The organism is Streptomyces echinatus, from assembly GCF_014203595.1.
Classification (GTDB): Bacteria; Actinomycetota; Actinomycetes; order Streptomycetales; family Streptomycetaceae; genus Streptomyces; species Streptomyces echinatus.
Window position 1 is genome coordinate 60,329 of the sequence record NZ_JACHJK010000013.1, and the last position, 26,242, is coordinate 86,570.

The 26,242-nt window shown below is 73.4% G+C and carries 24 protein-coding genes; 13 read left to right on the plus strand and 11 right to left on the minus strand.

Translation table 11 applies throughout. The annotated features are described in order from the left end of the window. Position 1: 1 nt before the first annotated feature. Positions 2-739 carry a GntR family transcriptional regulator gene (locus tag FHS34_RS30615; RefSeq protein ID WP_184971811.1) on the minus strand — a complete coding sequence of 246 codons (738 nt, stop codon included), beginning with the start codon at positions 737-739 and terminating at the stop codon, positions 2-4. Between the two features lie 129 nt (positions 740-868). Here FHS34_RS30615 and FHS34_RS30620 point away from each other — a divergent pair, with 129 nt between their 5' ends. Then, complete coding sequence (locus FHS34_RS30620; protein WP_184971425.1) at positions 869-1,891, plus strand: Gfo/Idh/MocA family protein; 1,023 nt, start codon at positions 869-871, stop codon at positions 1,889-1,891. 38 nt (positions 1,892-1,929) lie between these two features. On the opposite strand, the gene FHS34_RS30625 is transcribed toward FHS34_RS30620, so the two are convergent. The 3 genes from FHS34_RS30625 to FHS34_RS30635 form a co-directional block, all read right to left on the minus strand. Then, positions 1,930-3,114: a cytochrome P450 family protein gene (locus FHS34_RS30625; RefSeq protein ID WP_184971427.1), complete on the minus strand. Its 1,185-nt coding sequence runs from the start codon at positions 3,112-3,114 to the stop codon at positions 1,930-1,932. A gap of 70 nt (positions 3,115-3,184) precedes the next feature. Continuing rightward, positions 3,185-3,868 (minus strand): response regulator, encoded by a 684-nt coding sequence (locus tag FHS34_RS30630; RefSeq protein ID WP_184971429.1) that lies wholly within the window; start codon positions 3,866-3,868, stop codon positions 3,185-3,187. A 109-nt stretch (positions 3,869-3,977) separates the two neighbouring features. Beyond that, positions 3,978-5,249, minus strand: coding sequence for a sensor histidine kinase (locus tag FHS34_RS30635; protein ID WP_225817686.1), 1,272 nt, complete (start codon positions 5,247-5,249; stop codon positions 3,978-3,980). Between the two features lie 189 nt (positions 5,250-5,438). On the opposite strand from FHS34_RS30635, the gene FHS34_RS30640 reads away from it, so the two are divergent. Continuing rightward, the gene (locus FHS34_RS30640) at positions 5,439-5,642 is read left to right on the plus strand and encodes a hypothetical protein (RefSeq protein ID WP_184971433.1); all 204 of its coding nucleotides are present in this window, start codon (positions 5,439-5,441) and stop codon (positions 5,640-5,642) included. 134 nt (positions 5,643-5,776) lie between these two features. After that, positions 5,777-6,172, plus strand: a complete 396-nt coding sequence (locus FHS34_RS30645; RefSeq protein ID WP_184971435.1) for a guanyl-specific ribonuclease — start codon at positions 5,777-5,779, stop codon at positions 6,170-6,172. A gap of 118 nt (positions 6,173-6,290) precedes the next feature. On the opposite strand, the gene FHS34_RS30650 is transcribed toward FHS34_RS30645, so the two are convergent. From FHS34_RS30650 to allB, 3 genes are all read right to left on the minus strand, one after another. Beyond that, on the minus strand, positions 6,291-7,109 hold the full coding sequence (locus FHS34_RS30650) for an AIM24 family protein (protein ID WP_184971437.1): 819 nt from the start codon (positions 7,107-7,109) through the stop codon (positions 6,291-6,293). Between the two features lie 125 nt (positions 7,110-7,234). Further along, complete coding sequence (alc, locus tag FHS34_RS30655) at positions 7,235-8,350, minus strand: allantoicase (RefSeq protein WP_184971440.1); 1,116 nt, start codon at positions 8,348-8,350, stop codon at positions 7,235-7,237. 88 nt (positions 8,351-8,438) lie between these two features. Beyond that, on the minus strand, positions 8,439-9,776 hold the full coding sequence (gene allB / locus FHS34_RS30660) for an allantoinase AllB (protein WP_184971441.1): 1,338 nt from the start codon (positions 9,774-9,776) through the stop codon (positions 8,439-8,441). Positions 9,777-10,048: 272 nt separating this feature from the next. On the opposite strand from allB, the gene FHS34_RS30665 reads away from it, so the two are divergent. Further along, positions 10,049-10,843: an IclR family transcriptional regulator gene (locus FHS34_RS30665; RefSeq protein ID WP_184971443.1), complete on the plus strand. Its 795-nt coding sequence runs from the start codon at positions 10,049-10,051 to the stop codon at positions 10,841-10,843. 274 nt (positions 10,844-11,117) lie between these two features. Here the strand turns inward: FHS34_RS30665 and FHS34_RS30670 are convergent, their stop codons facing one another. After that, a complete protein-coding gene (locus tag FHS34_RS30670) occupies positions 11,118-11,435 on the minus strand; it encodes a DUF5955 family protein (RefSeq protein WP_184971445.1) in 318 nt (105 codons plus the stop codon). Between the two features lie 142 nt (positions 11,436-11,577). Here FHS34_RS30670 and FHS34_RS30675 point away from each other — a divergent pair, with 142 nt between their 5' ends. Together FHS34_RS30675 and aceB are read left to right on the plus strand one after the other, a co-directional pair. Continuing rightward, positions 11,578-12,186: a nucleotidyltransferase family protein gene (locus FHS34_RS30675; RefSeq protein ID WP_184971448.1), complete on the plus strand. Its 609-nt coding sequence runs from the start codon at positions 11,578-11,580 to the stop codon at positions 12,184-12,186. 184 nt (positions 12,187-12,370) lie between these two features. Beyond that, positions 12,371-13,996 (plus strand): malate synthase A, encoded by a 1,626-nt coding sequence (gene aceB, locus FHS34_RS30680; RefSeq protein WP_184971450.1) that lies wholly within the window; start codon positions 12,371-12,373, stop codon positions 13,994-13,996. Positions 13,997-14,093: 97 nt separating this feature from the next. On the opposite strand, the gene FHS34_RS30685 is transcribed toward aceB, so the two are convergent. Further along, positions 14,094-15,008, minus strand: a complete 915-nt coding sequence (locus FHS34_RS30685; protein ID WP_184971453.1) for a HipA family kinase — start codon at positions 15,006-15,008, stop codon at positions 14,094-14,096. A 134-nt stretch (positions 15,009-15,142) separates the two neighbouring features. Continuing rightward, complete coding sequence (locus tag FHS34_RS30690) at positions 15,143-16,645, minus strand: IucA/IucC family protein (protein ID WP_184971455.1); 1,503 nt, start codon at positions 16,643-16,645, stop codon at positions 15,143-15,145. 198 nt (positions 16,646-16,843) lie between these two features. Between FHS34_RS30690 and FHS34_RS30695 the strand changes: the two genes are divergently transcribed. From FHS34_RS30695 to FHS34_RS30705, 3 genes are all read left to right on the plus strand, one after another. Continuing rightward, positions 16,844-18,382 carry an IucA/IucC family protein gene (locus FHS34_RS30695; protein WP_184971458.1) on the plus strand — a complete coding sequence of 513 codons (1,539 nt, stop codon included), beginning with the start codon at positions 16,844-16,846 and terminating at the stop codon, positions 18,380-18,382. 145 nt (positions 18,383-18,527) lie between these two features. After that, positions 18,528-19,790: a VWA domain-containing protein gene (locus FHS34_RS30700; RefSeq protein WP_184971460.1), complete on the plus strand. Its 1,263-nt coding sequence runs from the start codon at positions 18,528-18,530 to the stop codon at positions 19,788-19,790. After that, positions 19,790-20,590, plus strand: a complete 801-nt coding sequence (locus FHS34_RS30705) for a hypothetical protein (protein ID WP_184971462.1) — start codon at positions 19,790-19,792, stop codon at positions 20,588-20,590. Before FHS34_RS30700 ends, FHS34_RS30705 begins: the two co-directional genes overlap by 1 nt. A 104-nt stretch (positions 20,591-20,694) precedes the next feature. On the opposite strand, the gene FHS34_RS30710 is transcribed toward FHS34_RS30705, so the two are convergent. Next, a complete protein-coding gene (locus FHS34_RS30710) occupies positions 20,695-21,321 on the minus strand; it encodes a winged helix-turn-helix transcriptional regulator (protein ID WP_184971464.1) in 627 nt (208 codons plus the stop codon). Between the two features lie 80 nt (positions 21,322-21,401). Between FHS34_RS30710 and FHS34_RS30715 the strand changes: the two genes are divergently transcribed. The 4 genes from FHS34_RS30715 to FHS34_RS30730 all read left to right on the plus strand — a co-directional run bounded on the left by FHS34_RS30715 (position 21,402) and on the right by FHS34_RS30730 (position 26,214). After that, positions 21,402-22,610, plus strand: a complete 1,209-nt coding sequence (locus FHS34_RS30715; RefSeq protein ID WP_184971466.1) for a pyridoxal phosphate-dependent aminotransferase — start codon at positions 21,402-21,404, stop codon at positions 22,608-22,610. A gap of 172 nt (positions 22,611-22,782) precedes the next feature. Continuing rightward, positions 22,783-24,618, plus strand: coding sequence for a trypsin-like serine peptidase (locus FHS34_RS30720; RefSeq protein WP_225817685.1), 1,836 nt, complete (start codon positions 22,783-22,785; stop codon positions 24,616-24,618). Positions 24,619-24,897: 279 nt separating this feature from the next. Beyond that, positions 24,898-25,497, plus strand: coding sequence for a histidine phosphatase family protein (locus FHS34_RS30725; RefSeq protein ID WP_184971468.1), 600 nt, complete (start codon positions 24,898-24,900; stop codon positions 25,495-25,497). An 87-nt stretch (positions 25,498-25,584) separates the two neighbouring features. Beyond that, complete coding sequence (locus FHS34_RS30730) at positions 25,585-26,214, plus strand: hypothetical protein (RefSeq protein ID WP_184971470.1); 630 nt, start codon at positions 25,585-25,587, stop codon at positions 26,212-26,214. The last annotated feature ends 28 nt before the right edge of the window (positions 26,215-26,242 follow it).

Sequence of the window (26,242 nt, forward strand, 5' to 3'; positions counted from 1 at the left end):
CTCAGGGCCGGACGAGCAGCTGGAACTCGAAGGAGTAGCGGCTCGGACGGTAGGTGTGGTCACCGAACTCGACCGCGCGGCCGGTGTCGTCGAAGGTCGTGCGCTGCATGGTGAGCAGCGGGGCCCCCTCCGCCTCGGCGAGCCGCTCGGCCTCGGCGGCCGTGGCGCCACGGGCACCGATGGACTGGCGGGCGCTGTGCAGGGTGATCCCCGCGGACCGCATCAGCCGGTACAGGCCGGTGGCCTCCAGCTGGTCGGTGCCCAGGTCGAGCAGGCCCGGCGGCAGATGGTTGATCAGGTAGGCCATCGGCTCGCCGTGCGCGAGGCGGAGCCGTTCGATGCGGTGGACGTCGCCGCCCTCGGTGACGCCCAGCGCGGCGGCGACCGCGGGGGACGCCGGGACCATCGTGTTGACCAGCACCTTGGTCGCGGGACGCTGGCCGGCCGCCTCCAGGTCGTCGTAGAGGCTGCTCAGCTCCAGCGGACGCTTGACCTGGCTGTGCACGACCTGCGTCCCCACGCCGCGGCGCCGGACCAGCAGCCCCTTGTCGACGAGGGACTGGATGGCCTGGCGGACGGTCGGCCGGGACAGGCCGAGCCGGGCGGCCAGCTCGATCTCGTTGCCCAGCAGGCTGCCGGGGGTGAGGGTGCCGTGCTCGATGGCGGCCTCCAGCTGCTGGGAGAGCTGGAAGTACAACGGCACCGGGGAGCTACGGTCCACACGGAGGTCGAGCGACACGGTCGGGTCCACATCTGGTTTCGGCACGGGCCGAGCGTAGCCCCGTGCCCGGTTGACGGGAAGTTGTGTAGTCCGGTTGTCCGGACATACGCATTGACAGGGTACGGGGTCCGCCCTCACTTTGTTTCCATGCGCATCGGGGTCATCGGAACGGGCCGCATCGGCACCCTTCACGCGAGGACGCTCAGCCGCCACCGCGAGGTCGGCTCCCTGATCCTGACCGACGCGGACCCGGCGCGGGCGCAGGCACTGGCGCACCGGCTGGGCGAGACGGCGGCGCCGGGCGTGGACGAGATCTTCAAGTGGGGCGTGGACGCGATGGTGATCACCACGGCCACGGCGGCCCACGCCGAACTGATCGGCCGGGCGGCCCGCTCGGGCCTGCCGGTCTTCTGCGAGAAGCCCATCGCGCTGGACCTGCCGGGCACGCTGCACGCGCTCGCCGAGGTCGAAGCCGCCGGGACGGTCCTGCAGATGGGCTTCCAGCGGCGGTTCGACGCGGGCTACGCGGGCGCCCGGGAGGCCGTGACCTCGGGCCGGCTCGGCAGGCTGCACACCGTACGGGCCATGACCTGCGACCAGTCCCCGCCCCCGGCCGAGTGGCTGCCGCTGTCCGGTGGGCTGTTCCGGGACACGCTGATCCACGACTTCGACGTGCTGCGGTGGGTGACGGGCCGTGAGGTGACCGACGTGTACGCCACCGGCTCCGACGCGGGTCCCGCGATGTTCCGCGACGCCGGTGACGTGGACACGGGCGCGGCACTGCTCACGCTGGACGACGGCACCCTGGCGACGGCGACGGCGACCCGGCTGAACGGGGCCGGCTACGACGTCCGCATGGAGCTGGCCGGGGAGCGGGACACGGTGGTGGTGGGCCTGGACGACCGTACGCCCCTCGCGTCCACCGAGCCGACCGGGCCGCCACCCGCGGACAAGCCGTGGGCGGGGTTCTTCGAACGGTTCGGGCCCGCCTACGAGGCCGAGCTGAACGCCTTCGTGGAGGTGGTGCGCGGCGAGCGGCCCAACCCGTGCGACGGCCCGGAGGCGTTGCAGGCGCTGCGCATCGCCGAGGCCTGCGAGATCTCCCGCCGCGACCGGCGGCCGGTGGCGCTCACGGAGCTCCCGGACGGGGCCCGACCGCCGCAGGGCTGACGGCCACCACCGCTCCCGGCGATGGCCCGCCCCGCCCGCTACCAGCGCACCGGCAGGCTCCGCACGCCTCTCATCAGCATGCCCGGCAGCCACTCCCCCGGCTCGCCGTCCAGGGCGAGGCCGGGGGCACGCTCCAGGAGGGTGCCGAGCGCGATGCCGCCCTCCAGCCGGGCCAGGGGTGCGCCCAGGCAGTAGTGGATGCCGTGGCCGAAGGCGAGGTGACCGCGGGTGTCGCGGCGGATGTCGAAGCGGTCCGGGTCGGTGTACCGGGCGCCGTCGCGCTGGGCGGCGGTGAGGCCGATCAGCACATGGCCGCCCTGCCCGATCTCGGCGCCCGCGATCTCCAGCGGCTCGGCGGCGTACCGGAAGGTGGCGTTCTCCACGGGGCCCTCCCAGCGCAGCGTCTCCTCCACCGCTGCGTCGAGGAGGGTCATGTCGGCGCGCAGGGCCGCCAGTTGCGCGGGGTGGGTGAGCAGGGCGAGCACGGCGTTGCCGATGAGGTTGACCGTGGTCTCGTGGCCCGCGATGAGCAGCAGGAAGGCCATGCCCCGCAGTTCGCGCGCGGAGAGCCGGTCGCCGTCCTCGGAGGTGGTGCGGATCAGGTCGCTGAGCAGATCGTCCGTGGGACCGGCGCGGCGCTTGTCCTCGATCAGCTCGGTGAGGTACTCGGCGAGGCGGACGATCGCGGCGTGCTCGGCGTCGGCGTCGGTCGGCGCGACCACCTCGGTGGAGATCTTCCGGAACTCCGTGCGGTCCATCTCGGGCACGCCGAGCAGCTCGCAGATGACCGTGAGCGGCAGCGGGTAGGCGAGGGAGCCGATGAGGTCGGCGCGGCCGTGCGGGAGCATCTCGTCGAGCAGGCCGTCGGTGATCTGCTGGATCCGCGGGCGCAGCCGCTCGACCCGGCGCGCGGTGAAGGCCCGCGTGACGAGGCCGCGCAGACGCGTGTGCTGTGGTGGGTCGGCGACCAGCAGGTACTTGCCGAGCAGCTGCTCGTCCAGCGGGGGGTCGCCGATCTTGGCGATGTCCTTGGCCAGCCGCTGGTCGGCGAGGGCGGCGCGGGCCTCCTCATACCCCACGATCAGCCAGGTCTCCCAGTCTCCGCCCGGCATGGCGAGCCGGACCCGGTGGACGGGGCCCTGTTCGCGCAGGCGCGCGTACACCGGATGCGGGTCCCGGCGCAGTGCGTCGGCCGATTCCGTCAGGTCGATCACTCGTTCCATGTCCTCCCCTTGGGACTGCCCCGAGGCCGCGGCCGTCGGCCGTCACCCCTCCAACGCGCGGGGCGTCCGGCTAGTGCCCGTCGCCGCCGTCCTCCAACAGCCCCGCGTCGTAGGCGAGCAGGGCGATCTGGACCCGGTTGTCGAGGCCGAGCTTGGCGAGGATGCGCGAGACGTGGGCCTTGACGGTGGCCACGCTGATGAAGAGCGCGGCGGCGATCCCGGCGTTGGCGAGACCGCGGCCGACGGCGACGGCGACCTCGCGTTCACGGTCGTTGAGGACGGCGAGCCGTTCGCGCGCGCGGGTCTGCCGGTCGTCGGCGGCGGTACCGGCCGCGTGCCGCATCAACTGGCGGGTGACGGCGGGCGACAGGACCGGGTCGCCGGCCGCGACCCGGCGCACGGCGTCGACGATCTCCGCGGGCGGGGTGTCCTTCAGTACGAAGCCGGCGGCGCCGGCGCGCAGGGCGTGCAGCACCTGTTCGTCGGCGTGGAAGGTGGTGAGCACCACGACCTGCGGGGCGTCCGGCCGGGCGCGCAGCCGCCGGGTCGCGGTGATCCCGTCCACCGACGGCATCCGGATGTCCATCAGGACGACGTCCGGCCGGGTCCGCCGCACGAGTTCGTCGGCCTCGGCGCCGTCGGCGGCCTCCCCGACCACCTCGATGTCCTCGGCCCCGCCGATCATCAGGGCCAGGCCGGCGCGTACCAGGGGGTCGTCGTCCACGAGGAGGAGTCTGATCGGCGTCGCTGTCATGGGGTCACGTAATCATGAGCGGGGAGCGGGGGGTGGCGGAAACGGCCGGCGGCGGGAGGCACGCGTACGGGTGCCGGGCGGGGGTGCGGGCGGGCGGGGACGGCGTCCTTCAGTGCCGCGGCCACGGCAGCCACCCCCGTACCTCGAACCCCCCGTCGGGACGCGTGCCGTGCTCCAGGCGTCCCCCCGCCAGCGTGGCCCGTTCCGTGAGGCCGATCAGGCCCTGGCCGGAGCCGGGCACGGGTGGGATCTCGGCGGGCGGCGCGGGGTTGGCGACGGTGACCGTCAGGCCGTCGCCGGGGTTGCCGGTGAGGCGGACCGTGACCTCGGTGCCGGGGGCGTGCTTGCGGGCGTTGGTCAGCGCCTCCTGGGCGATGCGGTAGGCGGTGCGGCCGACGGAGGCGGGGACGGCGGCCGGGTCGGCGACGCGGTGGTCGAGGGCGACCTCCATGCCGGCCTCGCGGCTCTCGGCGACGAGCGCGGCCAGCGCGGCCAGCGTCGGCTGGGGGCGCCCGCCGGACGACTCGTCGGACTCGCCGGCCCGCAGTACGCCGATGATCTCGCGCAGATCCTGCAGGGCCTCGTGGGCGCTCTCCCGGATCACCCCGGCGGCCCGCGCGATCTCCTCGCGGGGCGCGTCCGGCCGGAACTCCAGGGCGCCCGCGTGCACGCTGAGCAGGGTGAGCCGGTGGGCGAGCACGTCGTGCATCTCGCGGGCGATGGCCTCCCGGGCCAGGCGCTGCGCCTGCTCGGCCCGCAGCCGCGCCTCGGTCTCCGCCCGGTGCGCGCGGTCCCTGAGGCTGAGCATCAGCATCCGCTTGGAGCGGACGAACATGCCCCAGCCGGTGATCGACACGGTGAGCAGCGCGGTGAAGACGACGACGCCGAGGTAGGGCAGGTCGGGATCGGGCCGCACCCAGAAGAAGAACGGGATGAGGGCGAGGCCTGCGCCGCCGATCCAGGCGACGTACCGGAAGGGCCGGTGCACGGCGAGCGTGAACAGGGCGACCATCGACGCGCCGCCCGAGCTGTTGGACAGCAGGCCCACCGGGATCATCGCGACGGCGAGCCCGACCGGCCACCGGCGCCGCAGCCAGACCGCGCCGCAGGAGAGGGCGCCCAGCGTCTGGTCGAGGATGGCGAGGGAGCGCGGCAGGCCGGTCTCCTCGGACAGGGACTGGGCCGCCGCCAGGCCGATGCCGACGGCCAGGAGGAAGCAGAAGAAGTCGACGACCCAGTCGCGCGCGGTGCGCCGGGGCCGCCGGCCCGGGGCCCCGGCGTCCGGGTCCAGCTCGTGCACCAGCGCGGACGGGAACAGCCACCGGCGGCCCGCGAACTCCTTCGGCGCCGGCGCCTGCTCGTCATCGCTCACGGTCGGCAATCTACGCGGGGAACGCGCGCCGCCGCCGCCCTGCGCCCGGATCGCCGACCGATCGCCCGGGATCACCGACGAAAGTCGCACCGCCGTCAACTTTCGGCGCCGCCCGCCGGCGCGGCCGCGGTCTTTCGGCGCCGCGCGCTCGCCCCGCGGCCGATGCGCCGGGGGGTGCCGCGCCGTGAGAGTCGTGGTGTGAAGCAGGTACTGGAGTTTCTCGGATTCATCGCCCTGGTGCAGGGCGCGCTGGGTCTCGTGCATGAATTCACGGACTGGCACGTGGGTTTCGTGCAGCGGATCGGATTCCTGGACGGCTACGAGATCTACGCGAGCATCGCGCTCGTGGTGCTCGCGTTCGCTCTGTTCGCCGCCGCGGAGAGCGTCGGAGGGCCGGGCTGAGCCGGGGCATTTGTGGGGACCGCGTGGGGATGATGGGGCTCGGGTGAACCACTGGCGAATTCATCGGACGCACCGGGAAACCCTGAACGATTGTCATTGACATGCCATGCTCTACGCGCGTCACCATGAGGGCCATGAGATTCCCCCCACGCGCAACACGCATCGGAGCAGCAGCCGCTCTTCTGTCCGCCCTCCTCGTGGGCGGCACCGTCTCCGCCACCACGGCGGACGCGGCCGCCGAGTCCGTCGGCAGCGTCTGCTACGGCGCCCTGCCCTCCCAGGCCCACGACACCCTGAAGCTGATCGAACAGGGCGGTCCCTACCCGTACTCGCAGGACGGGACCGTCTTCTCGAACCGCGAAGGCGTCCTGCCCAGCCGGTCCAGCGGCTACTACCACGAGTACACCGTGATCACGCCGGGCTCCCCCACCCGCGGCGCGCGCCGCGTCGTCACCGGTGAGGAGCGCCGGGAGGACTACTACACGGCGGATCACTACGCCTCGTTCGACCTGATCGACTACGGCTGCTGATTCCCCCCCCCACGGATCAGCCCGAGGAGCGGCGCGACCCGCCGGAGGTCCGGCCCCGAGTGCGGCCGGGCCTCCGGGGCGGCCCGCCGGGTCGCACGGACGGACGGGGACGCCGGGCTCAGCCGGCGTGTGTCGAGAACAGTCCGCCGGTCGGGCCCTGCTTGTCGCCGCCCTGGGCCTTCTTCAGGGCGTTGGCCAGGCCCTCGATGGTGAGGGACTGCAGGATCACCCGGCCGTTGCCCTCCAGGGTGGCCAGGGACAGTCCCTCGCCGCCGAAGACGGCGTTCATGATCCCCTGGCGGTTGAGGCCGCCGACGCGCTGGACTCCGTACTGGATGCCCTCCTCGAAGGCGACCACGCAGCCGGTGTCGACCTCGATGCGGCCGCCGAAGTCCGCCGGGTTCAGGTCGATGAAGTTGCCCGCCCCGGCGATGATCACCGTGCCGCGGCCGGTGAACTTCTCCAGGACGAAACCCTCGCCGCCGCTCATGCCGGTCCGGCCGCCGGTGAAGGCGATGCCGAATTCGACGCTGGACTCGGCGGCCACGAAGGCGTCCTTCTCGGCGAACCACGCGCGCGTGCCGTCGAGCTCCAGGGCACGCATCTCACCGGGGAGCACGCCCGCGAAACCGACCGTGCCCTCGCCGCCCTGGGCGGTGAAGTACTGGAAGGCCAGTGACTCACCGGCGAGCATGCGCTGGCCGACCTGCATGGCGGTGCCCATGGCCTGGCGCAGCATGCCGCCCATGCCACCGCCCGAGCCGCTCTGCCGGCCGCCCTCGCCATTGCCCGACGGGCCGGACAGGCGGGTCTCCATGGTCACGTTCGTCGTCTTGAACAGGAACTTCCCGGCCTCGCAGTACACGGTCTGGCCGGGGTGCAGGTTGACGACCGCCATCTGCATGGCGTTGCCGACGATCTCTTGCTGAAGGGTCACGTGGGAGACAACGCCAGAGGTGGACGGAAGAGTTCCGCTACGGCGGACGAGGTTCGCCGCGAGTGACGCGCGGGGCGCCCCGGTGCTGTCCCGGCCGGGGCGCCCCACGCGCGCGTGGGCGGGGATCAGCCGCCCAGCTCCTGGTGGCGGGCCGTGAGACCGCTCGCGCCCTGCTCGCTCAGGGAGCCGAACAGGCGCAGCCGGGAGATGCCGCCGTCGGGGAAGATGTCGATCCGCGCGTGGGTGCCGACCGCCGGCTCGGGCAGGACGAAGCGGTGGGCGGTGTCGGGCTGGAGGCGGGTGCGCGGGAGGACCTCGGTCCACTCGCCGTCCTCGCCGTCCTTGACGGAGACCGAGGCCCAGCCGGCGCTGTTGCCCTTCAGGTAGGCCGTGTCGATCTCGATCGCCCGGATCAGGGACTGGGCGACGAGCCGGTAGCGGATCCAGTCGTTGCCCTGGTCACGGCGGCGACGGGTCTCCCAGCCGTCGTCCATCTTGCGGGAGCGGCCCGGCTGGATGGTGTTGGTGGCCGGGGAGTAGAAGAGGTTGGAGGCGTCCTCGACCTGGCCGCCGTTCTCCAGGGCGACCACGTCGAAGGTGCCGAGGACCGCGAGCCACTCGGGGTCCGGCACGACCTCGCCGTACACGCGCAGCCGGGCGATACCGCCGTCGGGGTGCTGGTTGATCCGCAGGTGGGTGAAGCGCTGCTCGGCCGAGACGGCGAAGCCGTTCGCCGCGTGCCCGCCGACCGGGGTGCGCGGCACCAGGGTGGTCCACTTCACGTCGTCGGAGAGCAGTTCCTCGGGCGAGGGCGAGCCGGGTACGGAGGCACCCTCGACCGAGACCGCCTGCGGGTAGTTGCCGCGGAAGTGGGCGGTGTCGACGACGATCCCGCGGATCACGCCGGGCGCGCCGAGGCGGACCAGCGCCCAGTCGTGGTCCTCGGCGGTCGGCCACGGGTGGGCGGCGGAGGCGCCGCGCCGGCGGCGGGTCTCCCAGCCGTCCATGATCTTGCCCTTGTGGCCGAAGTGCTCGGGGTCGAACTCGGCCCGCTCGGGCACCAGCAGGTTCTCCCGCTGGGCGAAGAACTCGTCGTTGGCGGCGACGACACCGGCGCCGAGCTGCCGGTCGGCGAGGTTGGCGTACTGGGTGAAGGGGAAGTCGGCGGTGCGGTAGTCCGCGTACGGGTCGCCGCCTCCGTAGGGGTTCGCGTCGCCGGTGAAGCTCGGTATCGCCGTCACGGTGATCAGGGGGTCCTTTCCGGAGTCGGCCGGTTGCGGATGCGGGATGGGGTCCCCCGCCCGGCCGGGGCCGAGGGCGGGGGGAGGCTCACTGGGGGCGGCTGAGCAGCGTGCCCTTCGGCTCGGTGAACCCGCCGTCGGCGACGATGCGTTCGCCGCGCAGCCAGGTGGACTTGACGACGCCGTACAGGGTCCTGCCGGCGTAGGCGGTGACCCGGTTGCGGTGCTGGAGGCCGGCCGGGTCGACGGTGAAGGTCTCGTCGGGGGCGAGCACCGCGAAGTCGGCGTCGCGGCCGGCCTCGATGGCGCCCTTCTGTCCGAGGCCCACCAGCGCGGCGGTCCGCGTGGACATCCAGCGGACCACGTCCTCCAGGCCGTGGCCGCGCTTGCGGGCCTCGGTCCAGACGGCGGACAGGCTGAGCTGGAGGCCGGAGATGCCGCCCCAGGCGGTGGCGAAGTCGTCGGTCTTGAGGTCGGCCGTGGAGGGCGAGTGGTCGGTGACCACACAGTCGATGGTGCCGTCGGCCAGCGCCTCCCACAACAGGTCCTGGTTGCCGGCCTCACGGATGGGCGGGCAGCACTTGAACTCGCTGGCGCCGTCCGGGACCTCCTCGGCGGTGAGGGTGAGGTAGTGCGGGCAGGTCTCCACGGTGAGGCGGACACCCTCGGCGCGGGCGGCGCGGATCAGGGGCAGGGCATCGCTGGAGGACAGGTGCAGCACGTGCACGCGGGCGTTCAGCCGCCGGGCCTGTGCGACGAGGCTCGCGATGGCCGTGTCCTCGGCGTCGCGCGGGCGGGAGGCGAGGAAGTCGGCGTACTTCGGGCCCCCGTGCTGGGGGGCGGCGGCCAGGTGGTGCGGGTCCTCGGCGTGCACGATGAGCAGCCCGTCGAACCCGGCGATCTCCGCCATGGACCGGGCGAGCCCGTCCTGGTCCAGGTGCGGGAACTCGTCCACGCCGGACGGGGACAGGAAGCACTTGAAGCCGAAGACACCGGCGTCGTGCAGCGGGCGCAGGTCCTTGACGTTGTCGGGCAGGGCACCGCCCCAGAAGCCGACGTCGATGTGCGCCTTGTCCCGCGCCACGTCCTGCTTGACCCGCAGGTGGTCGACCGTGGTGGTCGGCGGCAGGGAGTTGAGGGGCATGTCCACCAGAGTGGTGATGCCGCCGGCCGCCGCCGCCCGGGTGGCGGTCCAGAAGCCCTCCCACTCGGTGCGGCCGGGGTCGTTGACGTGTACGTGGGTGTCGACCAGGCCGGGCAGCAGGACGTGGTCGCCGACGTCCTCCAGCCGCGCCGCGGCCGGAACCTCGGCGTCGTACGGCAGGACGGCCGTGATCTTCCCGGCGGACACCGTGACCGTGGCGGGCCGCGTCCCTTCCGGAGTGATCACGCGCGTCGAGCGCAGCACCAGTTCAGCGTCGGACACCCGAACCCCTCTCTCTACCGCCGTTGTTCATCCAGGAAACGGGATGTACACCTCGTAACGGAATTCAACGTTCTGTTGAAGGAGTCTTCACTCCCGCTTCCCGGCCGTCAAGAGGCACACTTCCGGACCGGGCCGAGGGAGGGCACCCTCTGGACATTTCCACAAAGCGGAATTAGAATTCCGTCACGCAGAACGTAGCTACGTACAAGCAGGGAGTCAACCGGCTGCCGGGTAGGCTTCTGCCCTCCTGCCAGCCCCGAAAGGAACGCGCCGTGCCGACGTCCAGCGCCAGCACCACCGACTCCGCGAAGCCCTCCGCCGCCGGCGGGGTGCAGTCCCTGGAGCGCGCCTTCGACCTGCTCGAGCGGATGGCGGACGCGGGCGGTGAGGTGGGTCTGAGCGAACTGTCCGCGACCAGCGGGCTGCCCCTGCCGACCATCCACCGGCTGATGCGCACGCTGGTCGCCTGCGGCTATGTGCGACAGCAGGCCAACCGGCGGTACGCGCTCGGCCCCCGGCTGATCCGGCTGGGCGAGTCCGCGTCCCGGCTGCTCGGCACCTGGGCGCGGCCGTACCTGGCCCGGCTGGTGGAGGAGACCGGCGAGACGGCGAACATGGCGCTGCTCGACGGCGACGAGATCGTGTACGTCGCCCAGGTGCCCTCGAAGCACTCGATGCGCATGTTCACGGAGGTGGGCCGGCGGGTGCTGCCGCACTCGACCGGTGTGGGCAAGGCCCTGCTGGCCGGGGTGCCGGACGAGGAGGTGCGGGCCCTGCTGGCCCGCACGGGGATGCCGGCCGCGACGGAGAAGACCATCGTCACGCCGGAGGGTTTCCTCGCCGCGCTGGAGGACGTACGGCAGGCCGGGTACGCCGTCGACGACAACGAGCAGGAGATCGGGGTCCGGTGTCTCGCCGTGTGCGTCCCGGACAGCCCCACGGCGGCGGCGATCTCCATCTCCGGGCCGGCCGGCCGGGTGACCGAGGCCGCGACCGACAAGATCGTGCCGGTGCTGCAGCAGATCGCCCGCGAACTGTCCGAGGCACTGGCGAGTTCGGGCGCCTAGGCAGCAGCGGGACCCGAGGGGCGGCGTGCGCCGAGCGGGCTCCCAGGAAGAGCCCGGGGGCACAGGGCGGCAGGACACCTGGATGACTCCGCGGGCGCACCGCGACCGGGCACCCGGGAAGAGTCCGGGGGCTTGCTGCGGCCGGGCACCCGGGAAGACGGGTCCGGAGAGCGTCCGGCGGTCGGGCGCCCCGGCGGAGGAACCCGGAGGCGTGCCCCGGTCACCGGTCCGTCGTGGCCGCGCGTACGGTTCGCCGCGCCCCGTGTCGGCGCACTCACCCCGGCCCGGGCGGCCGGCCGAACAGTTCGACCGCCTCCCGCACGCCTCCGAGGCCACGCGCCAGAGCGCTGACCGATCCGATCGCGCCGGCGATCAGTAACAGGGAACTGCGCAGGCGCGGGATCTCCGGCAGGCCGCCGGCGGCCATCGCGGCCAGCGCCGCCAGTTCGTCCTCGGCTATCGCCCGGTCGGGGAAATCCGCCGGTAACGCGGCGAGTTCGCGGCGCAGCCGGGACACCGCGATCCGCAGTTCCGCCACCCTCGGATCCTCGTCGCTGCCGGTCACTGGCCTCTGCCCCAAGCTCCGCAACACAGCCCTCCCCTGGGCACGCCGTCGTGCGCGGGTCAGTAAACGCCACCCCGTGCGGGAGCGCCACAGCGCGGACCGAAATTCAGCCCAAGGGAATCGGGCCGGAAAAACGGCCGGTTCCGCCGCCGTCGGGTATGCAGGACCCATGACGGACAACCAGGATCTGCGGGGGGATGTCGCGGGGCTGCTGCTCGCCGCCGGCGGGGGCAGAAGGCTCGGCGGGCGGCCCAAGGCACTGCTGACACACCGGGGCCGGCTCCTGGTCGAACACGCGGTCGACGTGTTGCGCGCGGCGGGGTGCGGGCGGATCCATGTGGTGCTGGGTGCCAGGTCGGACGAGGTGCGCGAGCGCGCCGGGCTGGACGGCTGCGTCCTGGTGGACAACCCGGACTGGGCGCAGGGCATGGGCTCCTCGCTACGCGCGGGCCTGGCCTCGCTCGCCGGTACGGGAGTGCGCGCGGCCCTCGTCGCCCTGGTCGACCAGCCCGGCATCGGACCGGCCGCGGTGTCCCGGGTACTCGGCGCCTACGAGGACGAGAAATCGCTGGCGTCGGCCGCCTACGACGGGGTGCGCGGACATCCCGTGCTGTTCGGTGCCGCGCACTGGGCGGGCATCGCGGAGACGGCCGTGGGAGACCGCGGGGCGCGGGCCTACCTCATGGCGCACGAGGCGCGGATCCGGCTCGTGGAGTGCGGGGACGTCGCCGCGCCGTACGACATCGACACCGAGGCCGACCTGAGCCACCTTGAGTGAACGGGGTGGCACCGAGCGCCACCTTGCCTCGACTCAGAGAATCTCGACATCAACAAACCATTGAAGTTCCACGATGAGGAAACTAGTATCCACTGTTCAGAAGCGTCCGACCGCACAGTGGGCGCTCACTGTCCTATTCGTGCCACTTGGCACCCGGTGCCACCGCTGAAGGAAGTGACAGCTCATGTCCGCACCAGCGCCGTCCCCGCTGGCCATCGTCGACGCCGAGCCCCTGCCCCGGCAGGAGAAGGTCCTCACGGACGCTGCGCTCGCCTTCGTGGCGGAGCTGCACCGGCGGTTCACCCCGCGCCGTGACGAACTCCTGGCCCGCCGGGCCGAGCGCCGCGCCGAGATCGCCCGCACCTCCACGCTCGACTTCCTGCCCGAGACGGCCGCGATCCGCGCGGACGACTCCTGGAGGGTCGCCCCGGCCCCGGCCGCGCTGAACGACCGGCGCGTCGAGATCACCGGCCCCACCGACCGCAAGATGACCATCAACGCGCTCAACTCGGGAGCGCGGGTCTGGCTCGCCGACTTCGAGGACGCCTCCGCGCCCACCTGGGAGAACGTCGTCCTCGGCCAGGCCAACCTGATCGACGCCTACGGCCGGGACATCGACTTCACCGACGAGCGCACCGGCAAGTCCTACGCCCTGCGGCCGAACGAGGAGCTGGCGACCGTCGTCATGCGCCCGCGCGGCTGGCACCTGGACGAGCGTCACCTGGTCGACGCCGACGGCACACCGGTGCCGGGCGCCTTCGTCGACTTCGGCCTGTACTTCTTCCACAACGCCCAGCGGCTGCTCGACCTCGGCAAGGGCCCGTACTTCTACCTGCCCAAGACCGAGTCGCACCTCGAAGCCCGGCTGTGGAACGACGTGTTCGTCTTCGCGCAGGACTACGTCGGCATCCCGCAGGGCACCGTCCGCGCGACCGTCCTGATCGAGACGATCACGGCCGCGTACGAGATGGAGGAGATCCTCTACGAACTGCGCGACCACGCCGCCGGGCTGAACGCCGGCCGCTGGGACTACCTGTTCTCCATCGTGAAGAACTTCCGTGACGGCGGGGCCAGGTTCGTCCTGCCGGACCGCAACGCGGTGACGATGACCGCCCCGTTCATGCGGGCGTACACCGAACTCCTCGTCCGCACCTGCCACAAGCGCGGCGCGCACGCGATCGGCGGCATGGCGGCCTTCATCCCGTCCCGGCGCGACGCCGAGGTGAACAAGGTGGCCTTCGAGAAGGTCCGTGCCGACAAGGACCGTGAGGCGAACGACGGCTTCGACGGCTCCTGGGTCGCCCACCCCGACCTGGTGCCGATCGCCATGGAGTCCTTCGACCGGGTCCTCGGCGACAAGCCCAACCAGAAGGACCGGCTGCGCGAGGACGTCCGCGTCGAGGCCGCCGAGCTGATCGCGATCGACTCGCTGGACGCCAAGCCGACGTACAACGGCCTGGTCAACGCCGTCCAGGTGGGCATCCGTTACATCGAGGCCTGGCTGCGCGGGCTCGGCGCGGTCGCCATCTTCAACCTGATGGAGGACGCGGCCACCGCCGAGATCTCCCGCTCGCAGATCTGGCAGTGGATCAACGCCGGCGTCGAGTTCGAGAACGGTGACAGGGCCACGCCGGAGCTGGCCCGCAAGGTCGCCGCCGAGGAACTCGACGCCATCCGCAAGGAGATCGGCGAGCAGGCCTTCGCGGCCGGCCACTGGCAGGAGGCGCACGACCTGCTGCTGAAGGTGTCCCTGGACGAGGACTACGCCGACTTCCTCACGCTGCCGGCGTACCAGCAGCTCAAGGGCTGACCCGTACGAGGATCTCACCGAGCGGCCCGGGAGCCTTCCCCGGGCCGCTCGGCCGTATGCGGGTTGCGCCGGTTGCCGTGGGCTCCGGGAGGCCCGGTCACCCGAGGTGTGCCGACCAGTCCCGTTCCGCCGCCGGCTTGCCGTGCAGGTCGGGGACCCGCTTCAGCCAGTCCGGACGGCCCGCCTCGGTCTTCGCCGCGCGGGCGGCCTCCTCGGCCGCGAGCTCCTCCCTGCTCGGGAAGTCGGTGGGGAGCCACTCGGGGGAGAGCCGGACACGGTCCAGCAGGTAGCCGACGTAGGCGTCACGGACGTCGTCGGGCGTGGCGAACCCGGCGTCCTCGGCGAGCCAGGCGTCCGGTACCTCGGCGACGATCCGGCGCAGCAGTTCCTCGGTCACCAGGGGCGCCAGTTCGGCGTCGGCCGCGCGGACGTCGGGGCCGTAGTGGCCGAGGGCGTGGTGCCGGAAGTCGTAGCTGCGGCCCGGGGCGGTGGTGTCCCAGCGGTGGTGGAAGACCAGGGCGGCACCGTGGTCGATGAGCCACAGCCGCGGGGGCGTGGTGCCGAACGTGGGCCACACCATCAGGTTGGAGCTGTGCACCGTACGGTCGACGTTGACGGTGAGGGCGTCCAGCCAGACGATCCGGCCGGCCTCCAGGGGGTCCACGGGGAAGGTCCTGGCGATGTCCGGGGTGAAGTCCCGGGCGCCCGGGAGATAGTCCATGCCGAGGTTGACGCCCGCGCTGGCGCTGTGCAGCTCGCGCACCTCCTGGTGCGGCTCCGCGGCCGCCACGGCGGGGTCGAAGTGGACGAGGACGAGTTCCGGGAAGCGGAGGCCGAGTGCGCGGGCCAGTTCGCCGACGATGATCTCGGCGACCAGTGCCTTGTGGCCCTGCGCGGAGCCGGTGAACTTCACGACGTAGGTACCGAGGTCGTCGGCCTCCAGGACTCCGGGCACGGAGCCGCCGGACCGCAGCGGGGTCACGTATCGAACAGCAGTCACGTCGCGCAGCACACCGGCCAGGGTAGGCGCATATCGCCCGGAGCGTCGCGATGGGGCACGGGGGCCTCGCGGCCGACGTGCCCGGTCGCGTTCCCCGCGGCGCCGTCGGGCTCCTCGCGCAGTTCCCCGCGCCCCGGCGGGGCGTGTCAGTCGGCTCGTAGGGGGTTCGGCAGGGGGAGGTAGCGGGCGTCCGCGCCGGCCGCTGCTGTCCAGCGCAGCAGCAGGTTGGTCTTGCCGGGCAGGGTGGGTGCGGTGAGGAGGGCGGGGATCTCGGGGAGGTCGTGGCGGGCGAGTTCGCGGCGGGCGGCGGGCCACGGGTCCAGGCCCGGACGGCGCTCGGCGAGGGCGCCGGCGATCTCGGTGAGGTGGTTGACGACCAGGCAGTACACCAGCCGCTCCCAGCCGGCGGCCCGCGTGACGTCCGGCAGCAGTTTGGCGCCCTCGGCGTCCCGGAACAGGGCCTGCACGGGCATGCCGGCCGCGTCCACGGCGACGAGGGTGTTCTGCAGATGGGCCTCCAGGACCACCCCGTGGTCGTCGAACGCGGCCAGGACGGGCGGTACGACCTGCCGCAGATATGCCTCCCACCAGCCGGCCGGATCGGCCGTGGCGGCCAGCGGGCTGCCCTCGAAGCCCTCGGCGAGACCCGCCGCGAGCAGCGGCGTGGCGCCCGGCACCAGGTGGCCGCGCAGCCCGTCCCGGACGAGCACCGCCAGCTCCTCGAAGGCGAACGCGGCGGTGCGGTAGCCGCGGTCGCTCAGCCAGGCCGCGGGCGGGCCGGCCGCCGCCAGCGCGCGCCCGGCGGCGATATCCGTACGACGCAGTTTCCGCAGGTCGTGGCGCCACAGCCGGCGGATGTCGTTGGTGATGCGGACGTCCAGGCTGAACTTCAGGAACAGATCGCGGCGCGGCTCGTACACCGTGCGGACCGCGGCCGTGGGCCAGGTGTCGAAGGCGGTCGTGCCGAGCCTGAGCAGCCGGCCGTCGGCGAACGCGGGGGCGAGGTCGTGGGCGGTGAGGTCGAGCTGCCAGGGGTGGGCGGGCAGCAGCCGGTAGCCGGGCGGGGCCGCGCCGAGCGTGTCCAGGGCCCCGGTGTCGCCCTCCTCGGCCACCTGGTCCTCGCGGACGCCGAGCAGCACCAGCGGGAAGCGGGCGTGCGCCTCGGGCGCGTACGGCAGCCAGGAGGCGACCGGTCCGCCGCCGCGCGCCTTGGGGGCCGGGTGGTACGGATGGCCGGTGAGCAGGGACTGCTCGGAGCGCAGATAGGGGTCCTCGGGCGCGGTGGCGCGGGCGCGGGCCGTGAGCAGGGCGGCGACCGTGTCCCGGCTGTCGATCATCTCGGCGGGCAGGTCGCCGCCGGGCAGCCCGGTGTGCCGGCGCAGCACCTCGGCGACCAGTTTGACCAGCTCCGGGTGGCCGACGCGGCGCCAGGCCCCGGCCGTGTACAGCTCGGGGTCCGCCGGACGGCGCCCGGCGCGCACCCGCAGCAGGCGCCCGTCCGGCAGCCGGTGGACACGGCGGTCCCCGGCGGCGCCCGGGAGCGCTTCGGCCACCTCCCGCAGCAGGCAGTTGAGCAGGGGCGCCGCCGCGTACGCGTCGGCGCGGCGGCCGACCTCGCCGGTGGGGGGTGTGAGGTCCACGCGTTCCATTTCGTCCGTCGTCCAGGGCCCGCGGTCGTCTTCGTCCGTCGTCCAGGGCCCGCGGTCGTCTTCGTCCGTCGTCCAGGGCCCGCGGTCGTCCCCGCGCACACCGGGTGCGCCGTCCGGGGCCGGTGATGATCAGTATGGCTGTCGTCCCCGGCGGTCCCCGACTATCGTGCCGTGCCCGCGTACCCGAGGAGCCCTGCCGTGCACCGTCCCCCCATCGCCGAGGCCGAGATCGCCGAGGAGCTGGCCGCCGTCCGGCCCGCTCTGCTGCCCCGGTACGCGGCGGAGCTGCCCGGTGCCCGCGCCGCCGTGCTGACCCGGCTGTGGCGGGCGCTGGCCCATGAGCCGTTGCCGTGGCTCACCGGCCGGGTGCCGGCGGCGGACGGCCTCGCCCTGCGCCTCGCCGACGGCCGGACCCTGCACGGGCCGCCCGCGGACCCGTACGCCACCGGCGCCTACGTCACCGCGGTGCGCCTGGACCGGGAGCGGTACGACGATCCGGCGCGCCTGACGGACGCGCTCGGGGTGCCGCACGGCTCCGCCTTCGCGGCGGAACTGGCCGGAAGCACGGCCTCGCTGGCGCTGTCCCGGGCGGCCGCCGATCACCCGAAGGAGTGGCCGGTGGGGGTCCCCCCGGCCGAAGGCTGGGGGAAGGACTGGGAGTGGGAGCAGCGGGTGGTCGACGGGCACCCGTTCCATCCGAACTGCCGCTCCCGGCCCGGTTTCTCGGTGGCGGACCAGCTGGCGTACGGCCCGGAGCACGGCCCCGTGGTCGAACTGGGCACGGTGCCGGTACCGGCCGCCGACTGCCTGCTGTCCGGCGACTGGCCGGCGGAACTCCGGTCGGGTGACCGGCTGTTGGTGCCGGTGCATCCATGGCAGGCCGCTCATGTGCTCCGCCGGCCGTACGACGCGTGGCGCCCGGCCCGTCCGCTGATGTCGCTGCGCACCCTGGCGCTGCCCGGCGGCCCGCATGTGAAGACCGCGCTCAGCGCCCGGCTGACCTCGTCGGTACGGGACATCTCCGGCTACTCGGTGCGGGCCGCGGCGCCGCTGTCCGCCTTCGCCGAGGACCTGGCCGCGCGCACCGGCGGTCTGCTGCACATCACCCGCACGCTGGGGGCGGTCACGGCCCACTCCTCCGACCTGGCCGCGCTGCTGCGGGAGTCGCCGGAGGTGTACGCCGCTCCGGGCGAACACGTGCTGCCGGTGGCCGCTCTCGCCACCACGTCCCTGCCGGACTCCCCCTCCTGGCTGGGCGCGTTCACCCGGCTGGCGCTCACGGTGGGCCTGCGCCTGCTGGATCTCGGGGTGGCCCTGGAGGCGCACGGCCAGAACCTCCTGGTGATCCTGTCGTCCGACGGCACCCCGCTGCGCCTGGTCTACCGCGACCTCGCCGACATCCGGATCAGTCCCGCCCGGCTGGCCCGTCACCGCATCACCCCGCCCGCCCTCACGGGCCGTCTGATCACCGACGACGAGACCGCCCTGCGCCGCAAGCTGTTCGGCTCCCTGGTGGCGGGCGCGCTGGCCGGCACGGCGGGCTCGGGTCCGGCGCTGGCCGCCGCCCTCGACGCCGTCGTGCCGGACCTTCCCCCCACCCCGGACCTGGCCGCGCTGCGCGCGGACCCGCTGCCGGCGAAGGCGCTGACCCTGATGCGGCTCTCGCCCGGCCACAGCGGGGACATCTGGACGACCCTGCCCCATCCTCGCGCCTTCCGGTTCCCGGCGACCGGGTGATTTCGCGTCATGTCGGGGCGGGGACGGTCACCCGGCGTTTGCGGGGTCCGGTTCCGGCGTCCGAGTTCCGGAGTCCGAGTTCTGGAGTCCGAGTTCTGGAGTCCGAGTTTTGGAGTCCGGCGGATCTGATCAATAGGATCCGGCGATGATCAGAAGACAACGGCTGGCGGCGGGCGTCTGCGCTCTGCTCGCCGCCCTGACGGCCGGGCTCGCGTTCCCCGCCGGAGCGGTCGCCGACGAGACGGAACAGGCCGCCCCGAAGGTCGAACTGGTGCTGGACGTCAGCGGTTCCATGCGCACCCGTGACATCGACGGCGGCACCCGGATGGCCGCGGCGAAGCAGGCGTTCAACGAGGTGCTGGACGCGACCCCGGAGGAGGTCGAGCTCGGCATCCGTACGCTCGGCGCCAACTACCACGGCAACGACCGCAAGGAGGGCTGCAAGGACACCGCGCAGCTCTACCCGGTCGGCCCGCTGAACCGGACCGACGCGAAGACGGCCGTGGCGACCCTGGCGCCGACCGGCTGGACCCCGATCGGGCCCGCGCTGCTGAAGGCGGCGGACGACCTCAACGGCGGTTCCGGTACCCGTCGCATCGTCCTGATCAGTGACGGTCAGGACACCTGCCAGCCGCTCGACCCGTGTGAGGTGGCCCGCGAGATAGCGGCCAAGGGCATCGGGCTGACCATCGACACCCTCGGCCTGGTGCCGGACGCCAAGACCCGCGCCCAGCTCAGCTGCATCGCGGACGCGACCGGCGGCACCTACACCGACGTCCGGCACAAGGAGGAACTGTCGGACCGGGTCGGCCAGCTGGTCGACCGGGCGGCCGATCCGGTGGTGACACCGGTGGCCACGTCGGGCGCGGACCGGTGCGAGAAGGCGCCGGCGCTCAAGTCGGGTCTCTACACCGACCGTGAGGAGTTCGGGCAGCAGCGCTGGTACAAGGTGGACGTCGAGCCCGGCCAGGAGCTGCGCGCCTCGGTGAGCGTCGCGGACGACCGGGCCGTCGGCCCGAACTACGGTGTGCTGCTGCGGGCGGTGACGGTCCACGGGCGGGAGATCGTGCGCGGCGAGGCCGCCGGTACCGGCCGCACGGACGTCATCTCCACCGGTCTGCGCTATCCGAAGCAGGAGAGCGACGACGACACGGCGACCGCGGAGACCGTGTGTCTGCAGGTCACCCAGTCGTTCTCGGTGGCCTCGGGGGTCAAGACCACCCCGGGTCTGCCGCTGGAACTGACCGTCGACGTGGTCGACGGGCCGTCGGGACACCACGACGTGGCCGCCTTCGGTCTCGGCCGTGGCTGGTGGCTGCTCGGCGCACTGGTGCTGATCGGCTTCCTGGCGGGTCTGCTGTGGGGCTGGCTGTCGCGCTGGCGGGTCGCGGTCTGGAGGACGAACTGATGCGGATCACACGAGTGCTGGGCGCCACGCTGCTGGCGCTGGGGCTGGCCGCCGGGCCGGCCGCGGCCGACTCCTCGCCCTCCCCGAGCGCCTCCGACGACGGCAAGGCGCCCACCCAGGCGGGCACCTCGTTCCGTACGGCGGCGGAGATCGAGCAGGGACAGCGGGCCACCGCCTCCGGCTCCACCGGCGACTACCTGTACTGGTCCTTCCCCGCGGACACCGGGCAGCGCCCCACCGTCGAGGCGACGGTGAAGCTCCCGGACACGCACGGCTCGCAGACCTGGCAGCTCGACGTGTACGACGGGCTGCGGCGCCGTCAGTCCTGCCAGTACGGCGCGACGACCCGCACCGCCGCGCAGGGCGCCTCCTCGGTCGAGCTGGCCTGTGTGCTGCGCACGGTGCGCGGCTGGTCGGAGCCGTGGGCCGACGACCCGCTGCCGGGCACGTACTACGTCCGGCTCACGGTGGTGGACCTCGGCGCCTCCGACCTCGGCCAGCCGGTCGGCGCCGAAGTGCGCGTCGGCTCCAAGGACATCGGCGGCGCGGCGGCGGTGGACGGCTCGCTGGGCAAGCCGCTGGTCCCCGGGATCGCCGTCAAGGCCGACGCCGACGAGGACGGTTCGAAGACCGCGGTGCTGTCGAGCTTCGGCTCGGACGACGGCTGGTCCTCCGGCTGGTGGTCCGACCGCTGGGTGTGGACCGCGATCGGCGGCGCGCTCGCGGCGCTCGCCGGGATCGGCGGGTATGCGCTGACCCGGGGGTCGGGACGGCCGGCCGGCGTACCGCCTCAGGCATGACCGCGCAGGGAGGCCCGCTCACCGGCGGGCCTCCCGTCCTTCCGCGCGCGGGCCTCTCACGCCTCCGACGCCCCGGCCCCTGACGCCTCCCACGCGCGGGCCTCTCACGCCTCCCGCAGCGTCTTGGCGAGCGTGCCGTCCCCGGTCACCGTCACCCGCCCGTCGCGTACCGCGTCGGACAGGCGCAACTCGCCCCGGGCCACTCCCTCACAGGTCCGTGCGTCCATCGTCAGCCGCGCGTCCGCCTCGCCGGGTGCGGGCCCGTCGCCGTACACCGGCCCCTCCGGCGCGCCCACGCGAAGGTGGAAGACGCCTTCCTCCAGGCTCACTTCGACGACGCCCTCGCCGTCCAGGGCGCGCAGCAGCGGAAGGGCGAACCAGTGCGCCCGCACGGCGTCGGTGGGCCTGCGCTCGGCCAGCTCCCGCTCGCCCCAGCTGCCCAGCGCCTGCAGCACGGGCAGCAACTCCCGTCCGCGCGCCGTCAGTTCATACACGTACGCGGCTCCCGGCGGCGGCAGCCGGCGTCTGGTCGTGAGGCCGTCCCGTTCCATGTCCTTCAGCCGTGAGGCGAGTACGTCCGTGCTCACGCCGGGCAGATCCGCGTGCAGGTCCGTGTAGCGGCGGGGACCGGCGAGCAGCTCCCGGACGATCAGCAGGGTCCAGCGGTCGCCGACGAGATCGAGGGCGCGGGCTGCGGAGCAGTACTGGTCGTAGCTTCGGCGAGGTGGCATGCGACGCAGTCTAGACATGTTGTTGGACTTTCCAAGCTCTCGCTTGGTAAAACCAAGTAACCGAGTTTCCGGAGGGGCCCATGGAGTTCCGGCAGTCCAACAAGCTCAGCGAGGTGTGCTACGAGATCCGCGGCCCGGTGATCGAGCACGCCAACGCGCTGGAGGAGGCGGGGCACAGCGTGCTCCGCCTGAACACCGGCAATCCCGCGGCCTTCGGCTTCGAGGCGCCGGAGGAGATCCTCCAGGACATGATCCGGATGCTGCCGCAGGCGCACGGCTACACGGACTCCCGCGGCGTGCTCTCCGCCCGCCGCGCGGTCGCCCAGCGCTACCAGAACCTGGGCCTCGAAGTGGACGTCGACGACATCTACTTGGGCAACGGCGTCTCGGAGCTGGTCTCCATGGCCGTCCAGGCCCTGATCGAGGACGGCGACGAGATCCTCATCCCCGCGCCGGACTTCCCCCTGTGGACGGCCGTCACCACCCTGGCCGGCGGCAAGGCCGTGCACTACCTGTGCGACGAACAGGCCGACTGGAACCCGGACCTGGCCGACATGGCGTCGAAGATCACCGACCGCACCAAGGCCGTGGTCATCATCAACCCCAACAACCCGACCGGCGCGGTCTACCCGAAGGAGGTCGTCGAGGGCATTCTCGACCTGGCCCGCCGGCACGGCCTGATGGTGCTCGCCGACGAGATCTACGACCAGATCCTGTACGACGACGCCGTCCACCACTCGGCCGCCGCGCTCGCGCCCGACCTGGTCGTCCTGACCTTCTGCGGCCTGTCGAAGACCTACCGGGTGGCGGGCTTCCGCTCCGGCTGGCTGGTGGTCACCGGCCCGAAGCAGCACGCCAGGGACTACCTGGAGGGCCTGACCATGCTGGCCTCCATGCGGCTGTGCGCCAACGCGCCCGCCCAGTACGCCATCCAGGCCGCCCTCGGCGGACGCCAGTCCGTCCGCGAACTCACCCGGCCCGGCGGCCGGCTGCACGAACAGCGGTCCGTGGCCTGGGAGAAGCTCAACGAGATCCCCGGCGTGTCCTGCGTCAAACCCAAGGGCGCGCTGTACGCGTTCCCGCGCATCGACCCCAAGGTGCACAAGATCCACGACGACGAGAAGTTCGTCCTGGACCTCCTGCTGCGCGAGAAGATCCAGGTGGTCCAGGGCACCGGCTTCAACTGGCCCTCTCCCGACCACTTCCGCATCCTGACCCTGCCGTACGCGGACGACCTGGAGGCGGCGATCGGCCGGATCGGCAGGTTCCTCGGCGGGTACCGGCAATAGCGCCTCCGGCCCATGTGGCCCGTTTCGCTCATTCGTGCGAAGATCACCCCCGCAACGACCGGGGGCCCCGCACGAGACGGGGCGGGCACACCAGCCGCCGGTGTGCGCGACCGACCGGCGCCGCACCACCGCCCCCGGGGCCGGTTCCAGCCGATGACCAGGGGGAGCTTCAGTGTTCTCGTACGGACGACCGTTCTCGGACGGAAGACGTCGTGCGGCCGTCGCCGTGGCGTGCGCGGCACTGCTCGGAGTCGCGGTGCCGGCCGCGCAGGCCGATCCGGGGCAGCCCGGTCCCGTGCCGCCCGCGCCCGTCACGGGGCAGGAGGCGCGGCAGGCCGCGCGGTTCTGGACCGCGGAGCGCATGGCCGAGTCCCGGCCGCTGGACGCGGTGCGGCACACGCCGTCGGCGCCGGGGGCGTCGGCCGCGGTGACGGCCCGCCCGAAGGGCACCCTGTTCAAGGGGACCCGGCTGGTCGGGACGTTCTTCGGCTCCGACGGGCCGGGCGGCACCACCTGGCACTGCACGGGCAGCGTGATCGACACCCGCGCCCGCAACATCGTGCTCACGGCGGCCCACTGCGCGCTGAGCATGAAGAGCGACTACATCTTCGTCCCGAAGTTCGTCAAGGGCGCGGCCCCCGACCGGCAGCCGTACGGCATCTTCCACATCCAGCGGATCTTCATCGATCCCCGGTACAAGCCCGACCAGGGGTCCTCGACCACCAAGGGTGTCTCCTCCGACCTGGACACCGCGTTCGCCCGGGTCTCCGCCAACCAGCGCGGCGCGTCCCTGCAGGACGCCGTGGGCGGCGGACTGACCTTCACCCGGCCCTCGGGCTACACCCGCCGGGGCGTCACCGTCGTCGGCTACCCCTCCTACCGGCACAACAGCGCCGGACGCGCCGTCAAGTGCACCGTCCCGACGACGCAACTGCGCGGCTACCGGCAGCTGTCGATGACCTGCGGCGGCTACTACGGCGGGGTGTCCGGCAGCCCGTGGATCACCGACTACAAGGACGACGCCCGCACCGGGCACGTCATCGGCAACCTCGGCGGCTACAACGGCGGCGGCAACGACGCGAACGTCGACTACATCAGCTACGCCACCGCGTTCGGCGCGGACGCCGCGAACCTCCTCGCCTACGCCGTCGCCGACCAGGCCCCGCCCGCCGATCTGCCGCCGTACCGGGGGCTGAAGGGCGCGCTGGCCGGTGGCGCGGGACGCTGGCGCAAGACCACGCTCATGGCCTCGGGCGACTACACCGGCGACGGGCACGGCGATCTGCTCGTGGTCTGGTCCGACGGCGCGGTCACCCTGCACCCCGGCGACGGCAGGGGCGGCTTCGGGGCCGAGAGGCAGCTGCAGAAGGCCAACTCCGTCTGGACCCACGCCCGGACGCTCACCGGCGGCACCTTCGGCGGCGCCGACCGGTCCGGCCTGCTGGTGCGCTGGTCCGACGGCGAGGTCACCCTCTACCCGCAGCCCGGCCCCACCGGCCTGGGCCGGGAGATCCGGATGGCGGCACCCCGGTCCGCGTGGAAGAACGCCGCCCAGGTCACCTCCGGACCGTTCCGGGCCGACGGCGGCACCGCCCTGCTGGTCCGCTGGGCCGACGGCTCGCTCACCCTGTACCCCGAGGCCGGCGCCGGGGGCTTCGGCGCCGGCACCCGGCTCCTCGCGGCGAACGCCACCTGGACCAAGGCCGCCCTGCTGACCGGCGGCGACTTCGGCGGCACGGCCGCCGGGGACCTGCTGGTGCGCTGGTCCGACGGCGCGCTGGACACCTACGCGGGCACCTCGGCCGCGGGGCTCGGCACCAGGACCCGGATCATCGGCCCGAACAGCCTCTGGACGCACGCGCAGGTGCTGACGGCCGGTGGCCTGCGCCACGACGGCTCCGGCAACGACCTGGTCGTGCGCTGGTCCGACGGGGAGACCACCCTGTACGCCGACACGGGCGCCAAGACCCTCGGCACCGAGCACACACTGGTCCACCCCGGCACCTGATCCCCCACGCGTCCGGGACGCGCCGCCATGACGCCCCGCGCCCCGTGCGGGCGGGGCCCGGCCGCCCGGCGGCGGACGAAGCCGGCCGTCGGGCACCGTCCGCCCCGGCTGCGGGAGACGGCCGTCCGGCCCGGTCCGCCCCCCGGCCGGGGGGGCGTCCAACGGAGTCCGTTCTGCGGGCGGAGACGGCCGTCCGGCACAGTCCGTTCTGCGGGCGGGGGCGGCCGTCCGGCGCAGTCCGTTCTGCGGGCGGGGGCGGTCCTGTGTCACCGTGCCCTCATGGGTGACCTCTTTCTCGTCCGGCACGGGGAGACCGAGTGGTCGCGGTCCGGGCGGCACACCGGCTGGACCGACGTGCCCCTCACCGAGCACGGGCGGGCGGAGGCGCGCGGGCTGGTCCCGCTGATCCGCTCGCACCGCATCGGGGCCGCCTTCGTCAGCCCCCTGCAGCGGGCCCGGGAGACCGCCCAGCTCATCGGGATCCCGGACGCGCGGGTCGACACCGACCTGCGGGAGTGGGACTACGGCGGGTACGAGGGCGTGACCACGCCGGAGATCCAGCGGAGCCGGCCCGGCTGGTTCCTCTTCACGGACGGCGTCGCACCCGGTCCGCCGGACCACCCGGGCGAGACCGCGGAGCAGGTCGGGGAGCGCGCCGACCGGATGCTGGCCAAGGCCGACGCCGCCCTCGCGAACACGGAGGGCGTCGTCGTGCTGATCGCCCACGGCCACTTCCTCCGTGTCCTCACCGCCCGCCGGCTGGGCCTCGCGCCCCAGCACGGGGCCCTGTTCCAGCTGGCGACGGGGACGCTGTGCCGCCTCGGTACCGAGCACGGGCGACCGGTGGTGTCGGGATGGAACATCCGGCCCCCGGAGTAGGGGGCGTTGTCGGACCCGGGCCGTACGCTGCGAGCGGGCCGCCCGTCCGGCGGTCCCGCCGAGTGACAGTGCCGGAAGGAGCATCCCGTGACCCGACCGCCGACCGCCGCGCAGCGACGGCTGATCGAGACCGCCGATCCGGTCACCGGCCGGCTGCACGGCACGGAGCACCAGCTCACGGCACTGGTGAGACGGGGGCTCGCCTTCCGGCACCCCCGGCCACCGCACGACCACTTCCTCACCCCGGCGGGCCACCGGATACGGGAGGCGGTGCCCGGGGCGCCGGCGGAGCCCGCACCGGACACGCCGGACACGGGGGTGTTCGCGGCCCGCGTCGGCGGCGAGGAGAAGCCGCCGGGGCCCGGTCCGGCCCGGCGGCGCGAGGTGCACGGCGCCTGGCAGGGGTTGCTGGAGCTGCGCCGGATGACGAATCCCGACGGTGCCGCGGACCGGCCGTGCGGGTGGGAGCGGGCGCATCTGGTGCGGGCCGCGGCGCTCGCGCTGGAGGCGGCCGGCCACCGTCCGGCGGGCGGGGACGCGGACGGGTACCGGGTCCGGGCGACCCCGCAGCCGGAGGCCGTCGCGGTCCACGCGCCGGACGCGGAGACGCTGACGGCCTGCGCGGCCACGCTGGAGCGGGCCGGCTGGCAGGTCGGCGAGTACACCGAGCCTCGGACGAGGGCCCGGTATCTGCTGGCCTCGCCGCGCCGGGTGTGACCGGCGTGTCAAGATCGGTCGTCCGTCA